This is a genomic window from Pseudomonas fortuita (assembly GCF_026898135.2).
Taxonomy (GTDB): Bacteria; Pseudomonadota; Gammaproteobacteria; order Pseudomonadales; family Pseudomonadaceae; genus Aquipseudomonas; species Aquipseudomonas fortuita.
In genome coordinates, this window is the sequence record NZ_CP114035.2 from 5,431,379 (window position 1) to 5,447,001 (window position 15,623).

13 protein-coding genes, 1 tRNA gene and 1 other RNA gene are annotated in these 15,623 nt (G+C 61.5%); 11 read left to right on the forward strand and 4 right to left on the reverse strand.

Translation table 11 applies throughout. From position 1 onward, the window contains the following. Window positions 1–4: 4 nt before the first annotated feature. A complete protein-coding gene (gene grpE, locus OZ911_RS24875) occupies window positions 5–562 on the reverse strand; it encodes a nucleotide exchange factor GrpE (protein WP_016489179.1) in 558 nt (185 codons plus the stop codon). A gap of 192 nt (window positions 563–754) precedes the next feature. Here grpE and recN point away from each other — a divergent pair, with 192 nt between their 5' ends. Beyond that, window positions 755–2,428 (forward strand): DNA repair protein RecN, encoded by a 1,674-nt coding sequence (gene recN, locus OZ911_RS24880; RefSeq protein ID WP_016489180.1) that lies wholly within the window; start codon window positions 755–757, stop codon window positions 2,426–2,428. A 107-nt stretch (window positions 2,429–2,535) separates the two neighbouring features. Here recN and fur read toward each other — a convergent pair whose 3' ends face one another. Beyond that, on the reverse strand, window positions 2,536–2,940 hold the full coding sequence (gene fur, locus OZ911_RS24885; RefSeq protein ID WP_003249922.1) for a ferric iron uptake transcriptional regulator: 405 nt from the start codon (window positions 2,938–2,940) through the stop codon (window positions 2,536–2,538). 97 nt (window positions 2,941–3,037) lie between these two features. Between fur and OZ911_RS24890 the strand changes: the two genes are divergently transcribed. Then, window positions 3,038–3,574: an outer membrane protein assembly factor BamE gene (locus OZ911_RS24890; RefSeq protein ID WP_024717412.1), complete on the forward strand. Its 537-nt coding sequence runs from the start codon at window positions 3,038–3,040 to the stop codon at window positions 3,572–3,574. Between the two features lie 63 nt (window positions 3,575–3,637). On the opposite strand, the gene OZ911_RS24895 is transcribed toward OZ911_RS24890, so the two are convergent. Next, window positions 3,638–4,072 carry a type II toxin-antitoxin system RatA family toxin gene (locus OZ911_RS24895; RefSeq protein ID WP_016489182.1) on the reverse strand — a complete coding sequence of 145 codons (435 nt, stop codon included), beginning with the start codon at window positions 4,070–4,072 and terminating at the stop codon, window positions 3,638–3,640. A 163-nt stretch (window positions 4,073–4,235) separates the two neighbouring features. On the opposite strand from OZ911_RS24895, the gene smpB reads away from it, so the two are divergent. Further along, window positions 4,236–4,718 carry an SsrA-binding protein SmpB gene (smpB, locus tag OZ911_RS24900; RefSeq protein ID WP_016489183.1) on the forward strand — a complete coding sequence of 161 codons (483 nt, stop codon included), beginning with the start codon at window positions 4,236–4,238 and terminating at the stop codon, window positions 4,716–4,718. 133 nt (window positions 4,719–4,851) lie between these two features. Here the strand turns inward: smpB and OZ911_RS24905 are convergent, their stop codons facing one another. Beyond that, window positions 4,852–5,619 (reverse strand): FCD domain-containing protein, encoded by a 768-nt coding sequence (locus OZ911_RS24905; RefSeq protein ID WP_016489184.1) that lies wholly within the window; start codon window positions 5,617–5,619, stop codon window positions 4,852–4,854. Window positions 5,620–5,873: 254 nt separating this feature from the next. On the opposite strand from OZ911_RS24905, the gene OZ911_RS24910 reads away from it, so the two are divergent. The 8 genes from OZ911_RS24910 to OZ911_RS24950 all read left to right on the forward strand — a co-directional run bounded on the left by OZ911_RS24910 (window position 5,874) and on the right by OZ911_RS24950 (window position 15,621). Then, a complete protein-coding gene (locus OZ911_RS24910; RefSeq protein WP_016489185.1) occupies window positions 5,874–7,544 on the forward strand; it encodes a lactate permease LctP family transporter in 1,671 nt (556 codons plus the stop codon). A gap of 63 nt (window positions 7,545–7,607) precedes the next feature. Next, window positions 7,608–8,753, forward strand: a complete 1,146-nt coding sequence (gene lldD, locus OZ911_RS24915; RefSeq protein ID WP_019470436.1) for an FMN-dependent L-lactate dehydrogenase LldD — start codon at window positions 7,608–7,610, stop codon at window positions 8,751–8,753. A 75-nt stretch (window positions 8,754–8,828) separates the two neighbouring features. Continuing rightward, window positions 8,829–11,639: an FAD-binding and (Fe-S)-binding domain-containing protein gene (locus OZ911_RS24920; protein WP_023047601.1), complete on the forward strand. Its 2,811-nt coding sequence runs from the start codon at window positions 8,829–8,831 to the stop codon at window positions 11,637–11,639. 579 nt (window positions 11,640–12,218) lie between these two features. Then, window positions 12,219–12,509, forward strand: a complete 291-nt coding sequence (locus OZ911_RS24925; RefSeq protein ID WP_023047600.1) for a PA2433 domain-containing protein — start codon at window positions 12,219–12,221, stop codon at window positions 12,507–12,509. Between the two features lie 99 nt (window positions 12,510–12,608). Beyond that, window positions 12,609–13,007: a transfer-messenger RNA gene (gene ssrA / locus OZ911_RS24930) on the forward strand. 185 nt (window positions 13,008–13,192) lie between these two features. Next, on the forward strand, window positions 13,193–14,449 hold the full coding sequence (locus tag OZ911_RS24935) for an integrase domain-containing protein (RefSeq protein ID WP_024717411.1): 1,257 nt from the start codon (window positions 13,193–13,195) through the stop codon (window positions 14,447–14,449). Window positions 14,450–14,769: 320 nt separating this feature from the next. Next, window positions 14,770–14,845 (forward strand) — tRNA-Phe (locus OZ911_RS24940). Window positions 14,846–15,318: 473 nt separating this feature from the next. Continuing rightward, the gene (locus tag OZ911_RS24950) at window positions 15,319–15,621 is read left to right on the forward strand and encodes a hypothetical protein (RefSeq protein WP_024717410.1); all 303 of its coding nucleotides are present in this window, start codon (window positions 15,319–15,321) and stop codon (window positions 15,619–15,621) included. The last annotated feature ends 2 nt before the right edge of the window (window positions 15,622–15,623 follow it).

Below are 15,623 nucleotides of genomic sequence, written 5' to 3' on the forward strand. Positions count from 1 at the left end.
GATTTCAAGCCTTTTCATTGATCGAGGGTTGCGCCGCGCTCGGCGCCTTGCTGACCACCACCATGGCGGGGCGCAGCAGGCGGCCGTTCAGCAGGTAACCCTTCTGGAACACATTCAGCACGCTGTTTGGCTCGACTTCGCCGTTTTCCTGCATGGCCATGGCCTGGTGGTGCTCAGGGTTGAACGGCTGGCCGTGCGGGTCGACCGCTTCGAGGTTGTAGCGCTTGAGGGTGTCCTGGAACATCTTCAGGGTCAGCTCGACGCCTTCGCGGATCTGCTTGACGTGCTCGTCCTCGGCGCTGGAGTGGGCCAGGGCCAGCTCCAGGCTGTCGATCACCGGCAGCAGGTCGCTGGAGAACTTCTCCAGGGCAAACTTGTGGGCTTTCTCCACATCCTGCTCGGCACGACGGCGCACGTTCTGCACGTCGGCAACGGCGCGCAGCGCCTGGTCCTTGGCTGCGGCCAGCTGTTCCTCGAGCTCCAGAACACGGGTGTCAGCTGCAGTACCTGCACCGGTTTCTTCCACGTTAAGGTCTTTCTCGTTCAGCTGTTCATCAGCCATGGGGTCTCTCCTGCGCAATTTTGTAGACTGCGAGCCAGGCTCGCCTGTGATGTCGGCTATATGGGGCCGGAAAAACCAGCTTCAAGGGGGCAAGGTGCTTTTCCCCACTGCAACAGATTCTGTGAAGGGCATTGGCAGGCCCGAAAAAAGTACTGTATAAATAACCAGACCTGACTTTCGGGAGCCGCCCCCATGCTGGTGCACCTGTCCATTCACAACTACGCCATCGTCGAGCACCTCGACCTCGAAATTGCCCGCGGCATGTCCGTCATCACGGGTGAGACCGGCGCTGGCAAATCGATCATGCTCGACGCCCTCGGCCTGGCCCTGGGCGATCGGGCCGACAGTGGCGTGGTGCGCCCTGGCACCGACAAGGCGGACATCCTCGCCACCTTCGACCTGGTAGACATCCCCGAGGCCCACGCCTGGCTGGCCGAACGCGACCTGGACAACGACGGCCTGTGCATCCTGCGCCGGGTAATCACCGCTGAAGGCCGCAGCCGCGGCTACATCAATGGCACGCCGTGCCCGCTGGGCGACCTCAAGGCGCTGGGCGAGCTGCTGATCGATATCCACAGCCAGCACGAGCACCAATCGCTGCTCAAGACCGACACCCACCGCCGCCTGCTCGACGAGTACGCCGGCGCCGTCGACCTGGCCCGCCAGGTGCACCTGGCCGCCAAGCGCTGGAACCAGACCCGCCTAGAGCTGGAGCGGCTGTCCAATTCGGGTGACGAGCAGCGTGCCCGCCATCAACTGCTCAGCTACCAGCTGGAAGAGCTGGACAACCTTGGCCTGGGTGAGCACGAACTGGAGCAACTGGAACAGGAACACAAGAACCTGACCAGCGCCGAAGCCCTGTTCGGCATTTGTCGCCAGGTGATCGACCAGTGCAGTGAAAGCGATTCGGGCAACGTGCTCAGCGCCCTCACCTCCAGCCTGAACCGCCTGGGTGCCGCTACCCACTCGCCCAAGGCACTCAGCGAAGCAGCCAACCTGATCGCCAGCGCACAGATTCAGGTCGAGGAAGCCGTGGGCGAACTCAATCGCTTCCTCGACAATTTCGACGCCGACCCGATGCGCTTGCAAGCACTGGAAGAGCGCCTGGACACCATTTATACGCTGGCACGCAAACACCGCGTGCACCCCACTGAACTGCCTCACCTGCAACAACAGTTGATGGAAGAGATCGAAGGCCTGAACGCCAGTGATGAGTCGATCGAGCGCCTAGGCGAAGAACTGGCCGCTTTCGCACACCACTATAAAGAGCGGGCTCGCGAGCTCAGCGCCCTGCGCCAGCAAGCCGCGCAGCAACTGGCGGGCGCCGTCGAGCAGGAAATCCAGCGCCTGGGCATGCCCGGCGGGCGGTTCCGTATCGAGCTCACTCCCACCGAGGGCGCAGACCTGTCACCGCATGGCCTGGAGCAGATCGAACTGTTGGTCAGCGCCAACCCCGGCCAACCGCTCAAGGGCCTGGCAAAGGTGGCCTCAGGTGGCGAACTGTCGCGTATCAGCCTGGCGATCCAGGTGATTACCGCGCAGACATCACGCATACCTACCCTGGTGTTCGACGAAGTCGACGTAGGTATTGGCGGCCCTACGGCCGAAATTGTCGGCCAGTTGTTGCGCCGCCTGGGCGAGCGCGGCCAGGTACTGACCGTGACCCACTTGCCACAGGTCGCTGCGCAAGGGCATCACCACCTGTTTGTGCACAAGGTGCGCAACAGCGACACCACCCACACCGCCGTGGCCAGCCTGGGCAAGCGTGAGCGGGTCGAGGAAGTGGCGCGAATGCTGGGCGGCATTGACCTGACCAAGGAATCCCTGGCGCATGCGCGCAAGATGGTGGTTTCTGGCAAGGCCTGATGCTACCTGTACTGGCCCTATCGCCGGCAAGCAAATTAATCTGCCCGAAGCAGAAAGCACAAAGGCGACCCGAAGGTCGCCTTTGTCATTCATAACGATAAAAACCGTTACTTCTTCTTACGCACATACAGGACCAGATTGTGGTCCACCAGCTCAAAGCCATGCTCGGCTACGATTTCGCGCTGGCGCTTCTCGATTTCGGCATCCATGAACTCGATGACTTCACTGGTATCCACGTTCACCATATGGTCGTGGTGACCGCCATCGGCCAGCTCGAACACTGCATGGCCGCCGTCGAAGTTGTGGCGAACCACCAGCCCCGCCGCTTCGAACTGGGTCAGTACGCGATAGACGGTGGCCAGGCCTACGTCCTCGCCTGCTTCCATCAGTGCCTTGTAAACATCCTCGGCACTCATGTGACGCTGCTCGGTGGAATCGAGCATCTGAAGGATCTTGACTCGAGGCAGGGTCACCTTGAGACCGGCTTTGCGCAATTCGCTATTTTCAACCATGGTCAGCTTTCTCGCCGATGCTGCTTCGCAGCTTCTCTTAATACGGGTATGATCGGGGTTTACGTTGTCCAGCCAAGATAGTGGAAGTCGCCCACCGATGCAAAACACCAAGCTCTTGCTAACCAGCCTCACCCTAGTGGGACTGCTCGCACTCGCCGGTTGCTCGTTTCCCGGGGTTTACAAAATCGACATCCAGCAGGGCAATGTCGTCACGCAGGACATGATAGACCAATTACGCCCGGGAATGACCCGCCGGCAAGTAAGGTTTATCATGGGCAACCCGCTGATTCAGGACACCTTCCACACCAACCGTTGGGATTACCTGTACAGCCTGCAGCCGGGTGGTGGTAAACGCCAGCAAGAGCGCATGAGCATCTTCTTCAACGAAAGCGACCAACTGGTCAGCTTGTCGGGCGACTTCATGCCAGGCGTCAGCCGCGACCAGGAAATCCTCGGTGGCAGCAGCGACACCACCGTCAGCCCGGCCACCGAGCCAGGCCAGACCGAACAGCCAGCAGCGCAGCCTGAAGAAAAACCAGCCAAGCCTGGTTCGACTGAAGAGGCCATTCAGCGCGAAATCGACACCATCGAGACCACCCCGGTCCCGACCCCGGCACCGCTGGAAACCCGTTAACCGGGAACAGCAGATGCAAAAAAGCCCGGACCTGGTCCGGGCTTTTTGTTTGCGGCTTATCCGTCAGCCATTCAATTGCTTGGCACGCTGGCAGAACGCGTCGACCAGTGTGTTGGCCGCCTGATTGAACAGCGGGCCCAACGTGGCGCGCACAATCGGCCCGGCATAATCGAAGGACAGGTCCAGGCTGATCTTGCAGGCCTTTTCGCCCAACGGTTTGAACACCCACACGCCATGCAGCTGCGTGAAAGGCCCCTCTTCAAGGTTCATCTCGATCGACTGCCCCGGCACCAGCACATTACGCGTGACGAAGTACTGGCTCATGCCGCCCTTGGCCACCTCCAGTTTGGCATGCATGTGCGTATCACTGGCATCGATCACCGTCGAGGCCGAGCACCACGGCAGAAACTCTGGGTAGCTGGCCACATCGTTGACCAGATCGTAGAGCGCCTGGGCGGGGTATGGCAGCAGGGCGGAGCGTTGAATATGGGTAGTCATCCAGGCGTCACTTCCAAGGCTGGGTGGCTTCGCTTCGCAGCGTGCCGAAAACAGGTTCTGTGCGTATGACAGGGTTTGTATTGTCCGGTATTCATTCCGGTGGCTCAAGCACACCGAAATCCCATAGCGAACGACGCGCGGCTTTGCCTATAATGCCGCCCCTATGGCTAAGCAAAAAAAACATCCGACCGGGACCATCGCGCAGAATAAAAAAGCGCGACACGATTACTTCATCGAACACAAGTTCGAGGCCGGGCTGGTCCTGTCCGGCTGGGAAGTAAAAAGCCTGCGAGCTGGCAAGGCGCACCTCGTTGACAGTTACGTGCTGCTCAAGGACGGTGAGGCCTGGCTGTTCGGCAGCCACATCACCCCGCTGACCACTGCCAGCACCCACGTCATCGCCGACCCCATCCGCACCCGCAAGCTGCTGCTGAACAAGCGTGAGCTCGAGCGGCTGGAAGCGGCTGTAGCGCAAAAAGGCTACACCTGCGTGGCGTTGTCGCTGTACTGGAGCAAGCACCTGATCAAGTGCGAAATCGCACTGGGCAAGGGCAAGAAGGAATTCGACAAGCGCGACACCGTGCGCGAACGCGATTCCAACCGCGAGCTGCAGCGGGTTGTGCGGAACAAGGGCAAGGAAGACTAATCGGTCTTTAGCCTGTTCCGGCCTCTTCGCGGGCACGCCCGCTCCCACACGGCCTTCACAGCCCTTGAAAGCTGTGAGGGTCCTGTGGGAGCGGGCTTGCCCCGCGAAGAGGCCAGCACTGCTTATACAAACCTCAGCGCCCGCTGCGCCGTTCCGCGCGCGCCACACGCTGCGCCTCTTCATGCGCTTCTTCCAGCACCTCCTGCACATACAGAATGTGCCGGCTGGACACTTCCCGCGCATCTTCCGCCCTGCCCTCGACAATCGCCAGGTACAGCTCCCGGTGCTGACTGATCAGCATGTCCCGGGTTTCGGTGCGCTGCTGATACATGCCGCCAATGTTGGTCACCACGTTGCGCTTGAGCAGGTCGAACAAGCCCCGAATGGTGTGCAGCAAGACCGCGTTATGGCTGGCCTCGGCAATCGCCAGGTGAAAGCGTGCATCCGCCGCGCCCTCCTCCGCCCGGGTCACTTCATCGACCCGGGTGTAGCAGTCTTGCAACGCATCGAAGGCCGCCTTCAAACGCGCCCGGTCCGGGTCGGTGGCGCGCTGGGCGGCGTAGTAGGCGCACGACGCCTCCAGGGTATGGCGAAATTCGAGCAGGTCGCGCTGCGCCTCGGCACTGTGCTCAAGCAACTGCAGCAGTGGGTCGCTGAAGGTAGAGCCCAGTGACTCGGCAACAAAATTGCCCCCGCCCTGGCGGCTGACCAGCAGCCCTTTGGCCACCAGCTTCTGGATCGCCTCACGCAGTGACGGGCGGGACACGCCGAACTGCTCGGCAAGGGCGCGTTCGGCCGGCAGCCGCTGCCCCGAGGTCAGCGTGCCTTCCAGAATCATCCCTTCCAACCGATCGACGATGTCGTCGGACAGGCGCCGTTGGCGGACCTGATCAAAAACCATCACATGCTCTCCACAAACCCCCGGCAAATTTCAGGGGCGCCTATTCTCGCCGATCCAGGCCGCGCAAACACCCATCAAGCCGCGATTTTGCCAGCGCATCAGGCGCCCGCTCATCGGCCCGCGACCAAAGTTTTGCACAGGACAAATTGACACACCCACGACAGCGCTTTTAACCTAGCGACCAGCCATTGTAAATTGGTCTTACCAATTATCCAATGCCAGTGCTGACCAACAACAATTAGGGGCCACCCCATATGCAAACCTGGCAACAACTCTATAGCCCGCTTGGTAGTCTTGGCCTGTCCGCACTGGCGGCAGTCATCCCTATCGTGTTCTTCTTCCTTGCCCTCGCCGTGTTCCGCCTGAAAGGCCACGTAGCGGGCAGCATCACCCTTGCCCTGTCGATCCTGGTGGCGATCTTCGCCTTCCAGATGCCTGTCGACATGGCCCTCGCCGCCGCGGGTTACGGCTTCCTCTACGGCCTCTGGCCGATTGCCTGGATCATCGTTGCCGCGGTGTTCCTGTACAAACTCACGGTGAAGAGCGGCCAGTTCGAAGTGATCCGCAGCTCGGTGCTGTCGATTACCGACGACCAGCGCTTGCAAGTGCTGCTGATCGGCTTCTGCTTCGGTGCCTTCCTCGAAGGCGCGGCGGGCTTCGGCGCCCCTGTGGCAATCACTGCCGCACTGCTGGTGGGCCTGGGCTTCAACCCGTTGTACGCCGCCGGCCTGTGCCTGATCGCCAACACCGCCCCCGTGGCCTTCGGCGCCCTGGGCATCCCGATCATCGTGGCCGGCCAGGTCACCGGCATCGACGCCTTCCACATCGGCGCCATGACTGGCCGCCAGCTGCCGCTGCTGTCGCTGTTCGTGCCGTTCTGGCTGGTGTTCATGATGGACGGCCTGCGTGGCGTGAAAGAAACCTGGCCTGCCGCCCTGGTCGCCGGCCTGAGCTTCGCCGTCACCCAGTACTTCACCTCGAACTTCATCGGCCCTGAACTGCCCGACATCACCTCGGCGCTGGCCAGCCTGATCTGCCTCACCCTGTTCCTGAAAGTCTGGCAGCCAAAGCGTTCGTTCAGCGAAGCCAAAGGCAGCGTCGGCGCAGCCGTTGTGCAGCCAAGCGGCAGCCAGCCTAGCCCTTACAGCTTTGGCGAAATCTTCAAGGCTTGGTCGCCGTTCCTGATCCTGACCGTACTGGTCACCATCTGGACCCTGAAGCCGTTCAAGGCAGCGTTCGCCCCGGGCGGCGCGATGTACAACTTCGTCTTCAACTTCGCCATCCCGCACCTCGACCAGTTGGTGATCAAGACCGCACCGATCGTTGCCGCGCCCACTGCCATGCCAGCGGTGTTCAAGCTCGACCCGATCTCCGCCACCGGCACCGCGATCTTCCTCTCGGCGCTGATTTCCATGGCAGTGCTGAAGATAAACTTCAAAACTGGTCTGACCACTTTCAAAGAGACCTTCTGGGAGCTGCGCTGGCCTATCCTGTCGATCGGCATGGTGCTGGCCTTCGCCTTCGTCACCAACTACTCGGGCATGTCCTCGACCATGGCCCTGGTACTGGCCGGCACCGGCGCCGCGTTCCCGTTCTTCTCGCCGTTCCTTGGCTGGCTGGGCGTGTTCCTGACCGGTTCGGACACCTCGTCCAACGCCCTGTTCAGCTCGCTGCAGGCCACCACCGCACACCAGATCGGCGTCAACGACACCTTGCTGGTAGCGGCCAACACCAGCGGCGGCGTGACCGGCAAGATGATCTCGCCGCAGTCCATTGCCGTGGCCTGCGCCGCCACCGGCCTGGTGGGCAAGGAATCCGACCTGTTCCGCTTCACCGTCAAGCACAGCCTGTTCTTTGCCACCATCGTGGGCCTGATCACCTTGGTGCAGGCTTACTGGCTGACCGGCATGCTGGTTCATCACTAAAGTGAAAGGGGCCGGGCGCCATCGCGCGCCCGGCCCTCCCCACAAGCAACGCTGCGAGAATCCATGATCATTTCTGCCTCTACCGACTATCGCGCCGCGGCCCAACGCAAGCTGCCTCCTTTCCTGTTCCACTACGCCGACGGCGGCGCCTACGCCGAGCACACCCTGCGCCACAACGTGTCGGACCTGGCCGGCATTGCCCTGCGCCAGCGCGTGCTGAACAACATGTCCGAGCTCAGCCTGGAAACCAAGCTGTTCGACGAAACCCTGAGCATGCCGGTGGCCCTGGCCCCGGTCGGCCTCACCGGCATGTACGCCCGCCGTGGCGAAGTGCAGGCGGCGCGTGCAGCGGCCGCCCACGGCATCCCGTTCACGATGTCTACCGTGTCGGTGTGCCCGATCGAAGAAGTGGCCCCGGCCATCGACCGGCCGATGTGGTTCCAGCTGTACGTGCTGAAGGACCGCGGCTTCATGCGCAATGCCCTGGAGCGGGCCAAGGCCGCCGGGGTCAAAACCCTGGTGTTCACCGTCGACATGCCGGTACCCGGCGCCCGCTACCGCGATGCCCACTCGGGCATGAGCGGCCGCAACGGCCCGCTGCGCCGCGTGCTGCAAGCCATGACCCACCCCGAGTGGGCGTGGGATGTTGGGGTGATGGGCCGCCCGCACGACCTGGGCAACATCTCCAAGTACCGCGGCAACCCCACCGGCCTGGCCGACTATATCGGCTGGCTGGGTAACAACTTCGACCCGTCCATCTCCTGGAAAGACCTGGAGTGGATCCGCGAGTACTGGGACGGCCCAATGATCATCAAGGGCATTCTGGATGCCGATGACGCCCGCGATGCGGTCAAGTTCGGCGCCGACGGCATTGTGGTGTCCAACCACGGCGGCCGCCAGCTCGATGGCGTGCTGTCCAGCGCCCGCGCCCTGCCGGCCATTGCCGACGCCGTCAAAGGCGACCTGAAGATTCTGGCCGACTCCGGCATCCGCAGTGGCCTCGACGTGGTGCGCATGATCGCCCTGGGCGCCGACACCGTACTGATCGGCCGCGCCTTCCTCTACGCCCTTGCCGTGCATGGCCAGGCCGGGGTGAAGAACCTGCTTGAGCTGTTCGAGAAGGAAATGCGCGTGGCCATGGTGCTGACCGGCGCCAAGTCGATCAGCGAGATCACCCGTGACTCGCTGGTACGCGAACTGGGCGCCTGACCGCCTGCAAGAAACACCGCCTGATTGACCCGGGGCATGTGGCGCACAGACGCCACAGCCCCGCGAGGAGACTGTATGAGCTTGCCCGCCGCGTTCCTGCGTGATGCCGAGCGCCTGATACCCGCCGAACGCCGCTTCGACGACCCCACCTCCACCCTAGCCTTTGGCACCGACGCCAGCTTCTACCGGCTGATCCCAAAGCTGGTGGTGCGCGTCGAGTCCGAGGACGAAGTGGTCGGCCTGATCAAACTGGCCCAGCGCGAGCGGGTGCCGGTCACCTTCCGCGCAGCCGGCACCAGCCTGTCTGGCCAGGCCATCACCGACTCGGTGCTGATTGTGCTCGGCGATAACTGGAACGGCCGCGAAATCCGTGGCCAGGGCGAGCAGATCCGCCTGCAACCCGGCGTGATCGGCGCCCAGGCCAACGCCTGGCTGGCCCCCTTCGGGCGCAAGATCGGCCCCGACCCGGCCTCGATCAACGCCTGCAAAATTGGCGGCATCGTTGCCAACAACGCCAGCGGCATGTGCTGCGGCACCGCGCAGAACACCTACCACACCCTGGCCGGCCTGCGCCTGGTGCTGGCCGACGGCACCCGCCTGGACAGCGAAGACCCAGCCAGCGTCGCCGCCTTTGAAAAAAGCCACGCCGCGTTGCTGGAATCGCTGGCCCGCCTGGCCCGCGAGACCCGCGCCAACACCGCGCTGGCCGAGCGCATCCGGCACAAATACCGGCTGAAGAACACCACCGGCCTGTCGCTGAACGCACTGGTGGACTACGACCAGCCGCTGGACATCCTGCAGCACCTGCTGGTGGGTTCCGAAGGCACGCTGGGCTTCATCAGCGCCGTCACCTACAACACCGTGCCCGACCACCCGCACAAGGCCAGCGCCCTGCTGGTGTTCCCCAGCGTCGAAAGCTGCTGCCGCGCGGTACCCGTGCTAAAGCAGCAGCCGGTCTCGGCCGTGGAACTGCTCGACCGCCGCAGCCTGCGCTCGGTGCAGAACATGCCCGGCATGCCGCTGTGGGTAAAAGGCCTGTCGGACAACGCCTGCGCCCTGCTGATCGAGTCCCGCGCCGCCAGCCAGAGCCTGCTGCACGAGCAATTGCACCAGGTAATGGCCTCGATCGCCGACTTCCCGCTGGAACAGCAAGTGGACTTCAGCGAAGACCCGGCCGTGTACAACCAGCTGTGGAAAATCCGCAAGGACACCTTCCCCGCCGTCGGCGCCGTGCGCCAGACCGGCACCACGGTGATCATCGAAGACGTGACCTTCCCCGTCGAGCAACTGGCCGAAGGCGTCAACCGCCTGATCCTGCTGTTCGACAAGCACCGCTATGACGAAGCGATCATTTTTGGCCACGCGCTGGAAGGCAACCTGCACTTCGTCTTCACCCAAGGCTTCAACAGCGCCGAGGAAGTCGCCCGTTACCAGGCCTTCATGGACGACGTGGCGCACCTGGTGGCCGTGGAGTTTGGCGGTTCACTAAAAGCCGAGCACGGCACCGGCCGCAACATGGCACCGTTCGTGGAACTGGAGTGGGGCCATGACGCCTACCAGCTGATGTGGAAGCTCAAGCGCCTGCTCGACCCCAACGGCATCCTCAACCCCGACGTGGTGCTGAGCATCGATCCGGACATCCACCTGAAAAACCTCAAGCCGCTGCCTGCCGCCGACGAAATCGTCGACAAGTGCATCGAATGCGGCTTCTGCGAACCGGTGTGCCCGTCCAAGGGGCTTACCCTCAGCCCACGCCAGCGCATCGTCATGTGGCGTGACATCCAGGCCAAGCAACGCGCCGGCATCGACACCCGCGAACTGATGCAGACCTACCAGTACCAAGGCATCGACACCTGCGCCGCCACCGGCCTGTGCGCCCAGCGCTGCCCGGTCGGTATCAACACCGGCGAGCTGGTGAAAAAACTGCGCAGCCAGGCCGCCGAGCACAACAAGACCGCCGACTGGCTGGCCGAGCACTTCCACACCGCATTGGGTGGCGCCCGCCTTACCCTCACAGCCGCCAACACTGCACGCAAGCTGCTCGGCGCCCCGCGCCTGGGCCGCCTTAGCGCCTCGCTGAGCAAAGCCAGCAAAGGCCGCCTGCCCCAGTGGACCCCGGCCATGCCACAACCCCTGCGCCCGATCAGCTTCGGCCCGGCCAGCAACGACGCCCGCCCCCGCGTGGTGTACCTGGCCGCCTGCGTGTCACGGGTGATGGGCCCGGCCTATGCCGACCGCGAGCAAAGCTCGCTGCTGGACAAAACCCGCGCCCTGCTGGAAAAGGCCGGTTACCAGGTGGTGTTCCCCGACAACGCCGACAGCCTGTGCTGCGGCCAGCCCTTCGCCTCCAAGGGTTACCCCGAGCAGGCCGAGCACAAGCGCCAGGAGCTGATCACCGCCCTGCTGCACGCCAGCCGCGGCGGCCTTGACCCGATCTACTGCGACACAAGCCCCTGCACCTTGCGCCTGGTGCAAGACCTGGGCGAAACCCGGCTGGACCTGTACGACCCGGTGCGCTTCATCCGCACCCACCTGCTCGACCGCCTGGAGTTCACCCCCCAGGACGAGCCGGTAGCCGTGCACGTGACCTGCAGCACCCAACACCTGGGCGAAAGCCAGGCCTTGATCGACCTGGCGCGGCGCTGCAGCAAACAGGTGGTAATCCCCGAAGGCATCCATTGCTGCGGGTTTGCCGGTGACAAAGGCTTCACCACCCCCGAGCTCAACGCCCACTCGCTGCGCAGCCTGAAGGATGCGGTGCAGTATTGCAGCGAAGGCATCTCCACCAGCCGCACCTGCGAAATAGGCCTGTCGAGCCACAGCGGCATCGACTACCACGGCCTGGTCTACCTGGTAGACCGTGTTACCCGGCCACGCAGCATCTAAAGGCAGACACCTTCACCCTTGTGGGAGCGGCCTTGTGTCGCGATCGGGCCGCAAAGCGGCCCCAGGTTCTCAGCAGCGCTGCATAGATCCCCGGGGCTGCTCTGCAGCCCTTTCGCGACACAAGGCCGCTCCCACAGGTACAGCGCATACCCGAGCCAAGCACGATCCCTGTGGGAGCGGCTTCAGCCGCGAACACCGGCAAAGCCGGTGCCATCCCCCACCCCAACATCGCCCCGCCACCATCCCGACAAACCAATCCCTACACCCCCCTAAAGCCCCCGCTATAGCCTATCCCCGAGCCAACCAAGATCCATGTGTGGGCTCGCCCCGGGTACAAACCGGAGACATCATTTACATTTCAAACCGGGGACATGGTTTACAAGCTAAAGGCACCTGGCACAGCGTATCCCCCGGCCCAAGCACGATCCATGTGGGAGCGGGCTCGCCCCGCGAACACCGGCAAAGCCGGTGCCATCCCACATTTCAATATCGCCCCGCCACCATCCCGATTGAACCCCCGCCAATCCCCCACAGTCCACCCTACAGGCCCACCTTCCAGAGGCCCCAGAGGAGACACCCATGAAAGGTACCGCGCTTTCGGCCCTGTTCGCGGCCGCCACCCTGCTGGCTTCGCCGGTGTTCGCCGCCGATGACCTCTGCAACACCAACCTGCAAAAGATCGACGACAGCATGGCCACCGCCGGCGCCACCTCCGAAGGCCTGGACAAGGCCCTTACCGAGCAGGTGGACAAAGCCAAAGCCGCCCAGGCCTCGGGCGACACCAAGGAATGCATCGCCATCACCAGCAAAGTGCTGGAGCGCCTGGAAAAAACCGAGAAAGGCAGCGGCTCCGGCAGCGGCGGCGCGTGAGCCATGAAGCGGGCGACAGGACCGGCTGTCGACGTCGCCCGCGCAATGGCGTATACTCCATCCCACGTGCCGTAAGGTACGTTAGCGTAACGCTAGTGTGGGGCCGATTAGGATTCGACGCCGGTAGCGAAACTCTAGGTGCATGCCGAGTTGGTAACAGAACTCGTAAATCCACTGTTGCAACTTTTATAGTTGCCAATGACGAAAACTACGGCGCGGAGTACAAGCTGGCTGCGTAAGCAGTCCTCTTGACCCGTTGCTTCTGGTAGCTTCGGCTCCAGCAATCACTAGGGGATGCCTGTAAACCCGAACTGATTGTCATACAGAACAGGATCGTCGCGTAGCACGTTGTGGGCGAAGTGACTAAAACTTACACAACTCATCCAAAGCACCCTGCCCGTCGGGCGGCTGCGGATTAAATCAGTAGACACGGCTACGCATGTAGTACCGACAGCGGAGTACTGGCGGACGGGGGTTCAAATCCCCCCGGCTCCACCAAATAACCATCTAAAGACGTCCACGGACGTCTTTTTTTGTGCCTTAAACCCAGTAAATACTGGGCTTTCAGCGCCATCAGGATCCGATAGCGTCCAGAAGGATCCACGAAATCCAGTATTCCAAGTGGTATTCCAAGCCATCTACTGGTAATTTTTGGAATACCGAAACCGCTCTTGGAATACCGCATGTGCGCTCAAGCCACCCGCCTCTCGGACCTCAAAGTCAAAGCCGCCAAGCCTCAAGAAAAGGACTACGTCCTAAGCGATGGCGATGGCCTTCAAATGCGAGTGAGAAGCAATGGATCTAAGCTCTGGAACTTCAACTACCGGCACCCGGTGACGAAGAACCGGATCAACATGGGCCTTGGGACCTTCCCCGAAGTTTCATTGGCGCAGGCCCGCAAGCGCACCGTTGAGTCACGTGAGCTCCTCGCCCACGGTATCGACCCAAAAGAGAAACGGGATGCCGTGCAGCAAGCCAAGAAAGCGGCGACTGAGCACACATTCCAGAACGTAGCGACTTCCTGGTATGAGCTGAAAAAGGATGCGGTGACACAGGCCTACGCCGAGGACATCTGGCGCTCCCTCACCCTGCACATCTTCCCGGACTTGGGCAGCACGCCGATTTCCGCCATCAATGCCCCCAAAGTCATCAACCTGCTCCGGCCGCTCGAATCCAAAGGCAGCCTTGAGACGGTTAAACGGCTGACGCAGCGGCTCAACGAGATCATGACCTACGGGGTCAACTCGGGACTGATTCACGCGAACCCGCTCAGTGGCATCCGCTCCGTCTTCAAGAAACCGAAAAAGAAAAACATGGCGGCACTGCCCCCCGATGAGCTGAAAGAGCTCATGGTGGCAATCGCCAATGCCAGCATAAAAAGAACAACCCGCTGCCTGATCGAGTGGCAGCTACACACCATGACTCGGCCAGTCGAGGCAGCAACCACCTGCTGGGCAGATATCGACATCGAGAAGAAGATCTGGACGATCCCTGCGGAGCGTATGAAGAAGCGCCGCACGCACATTGTCCCGCTCACGGAGCAGGCTCTCGCGCTCCTGGAAGCGATCAAACCCTACAGTGGACATCGGGAGTATGTGTTCCCCGCAGACCGGAACCCACGCACCCACTGCAACAGCCAGACCGCCAACATGGCACTAAAGCGCATGGGCTTCGAAGGGCGCCTGGTCAGCCATGGCATGCGCTCGATGGCTAGCACAATCCTCAACGAGCACGGCTGGGATCCTGAACTGATCGAGGTGGCGCTTGCTCACGTAGACAAGGACGAGGTTCGCAGCGCCTACAACCGGGCGGACTACATCGAGCGGCGACGCCCCATGATGACCTGGTGGAGTGAGCATATTCAGGAGGCAGCTACTGGCAACCTGTCCATAGCAGCAATCCAGGTAAAAATAGATAGAAAGGTAGTTCCGATACGCTGATTAGTGCCAAGAACCCAAAAGCAGCCGGTAGCAGTCGATTCTGTTGAAAAATCGGACGTGGTTTCTACGGTAGACGAGTACGCGTCTGAGATTGAAATCCTTGCTCTCTGTCGGATACGTATCATGGCGGGAAGGGGGCTTCAGCCCTATGATCGTTGCCGCTCTACGTGAGCCCAACGGACGAGACTAACCACTTCCCGCTTTCTGTTTTTTAGCAGTGTTTCTCTAGTTTACGAGCAGTCGTAACTATTGATATTCATTGAGTTTTTGTGATTTCGTGCTTGACACCCCAGCAGTAAAAAACGTCTAATTCAGCCACAGCCCAGATAGCTCAGTCGGTAGAGCAGGGGATTGAAAATCCCCGTGTCGGCGGTTCGACTCCGTCTCTGGGCACCAAAACACCGAGAAACCCAAGGAGCAATTTGCCCTTGGGTTTTTTGTTGCCTGCGATTTTATGGCTGCTGGACCATTTCTGGACCAAGACGTTTCCGGAGTGTGATTGAAAGGCGTTCAACGAGCTTTCGGTACCGGCCCCAAAAACCAGTACCTTCCGTGGCTCTGACCGCCAGAGATCGGCCAATTCTGAAAAAGTATCAACCCTGTCTGGCCTGTTGCAAAATCTCTGCATTGGCCGTTGGGATCACACAGCATGATGGGGCAGCTATCGAGTGGGCAGGAGCGACTGTTTTACTCGTTCAACCTTGAAAATCACATCCCAGCCAATCACCTTCTGCGTAGCATTGCGACCTGCGCCATTCTCTCGCCGATTTCTATACACACGGCTCCTCCGAAACAGAGTCTTGGATGTTCTTTTTCCGGTCTGTCAGGCAGAATCCACCGCCCAATTGGACTACGACCAGGCGGAACCGATGAAACTGCTCAATACCTACGAAGACCGAGATGAAGCTGACGCCGCTGCCGAAAAGCTCAGCGGAGAAAAACGCCTTGCTAGCGAACGCGACGCCACCGTGGTCATCTACAACCTGTTCGGCATACCGAGTTGGGGCAATTTTCATCGTCTCGGTATGTACAACCTGGGCGAGCTGAAAGGCCTCTTGGAACAACGAGCCACTTGGCAAACAGCCGATCAAGCACGCCATGCCGAGATTCTCGCCACACTCAAGACCGTGGCGAAGAACTATGGGATCGAGGTGCCGAAGCACTGGCTGTAGCT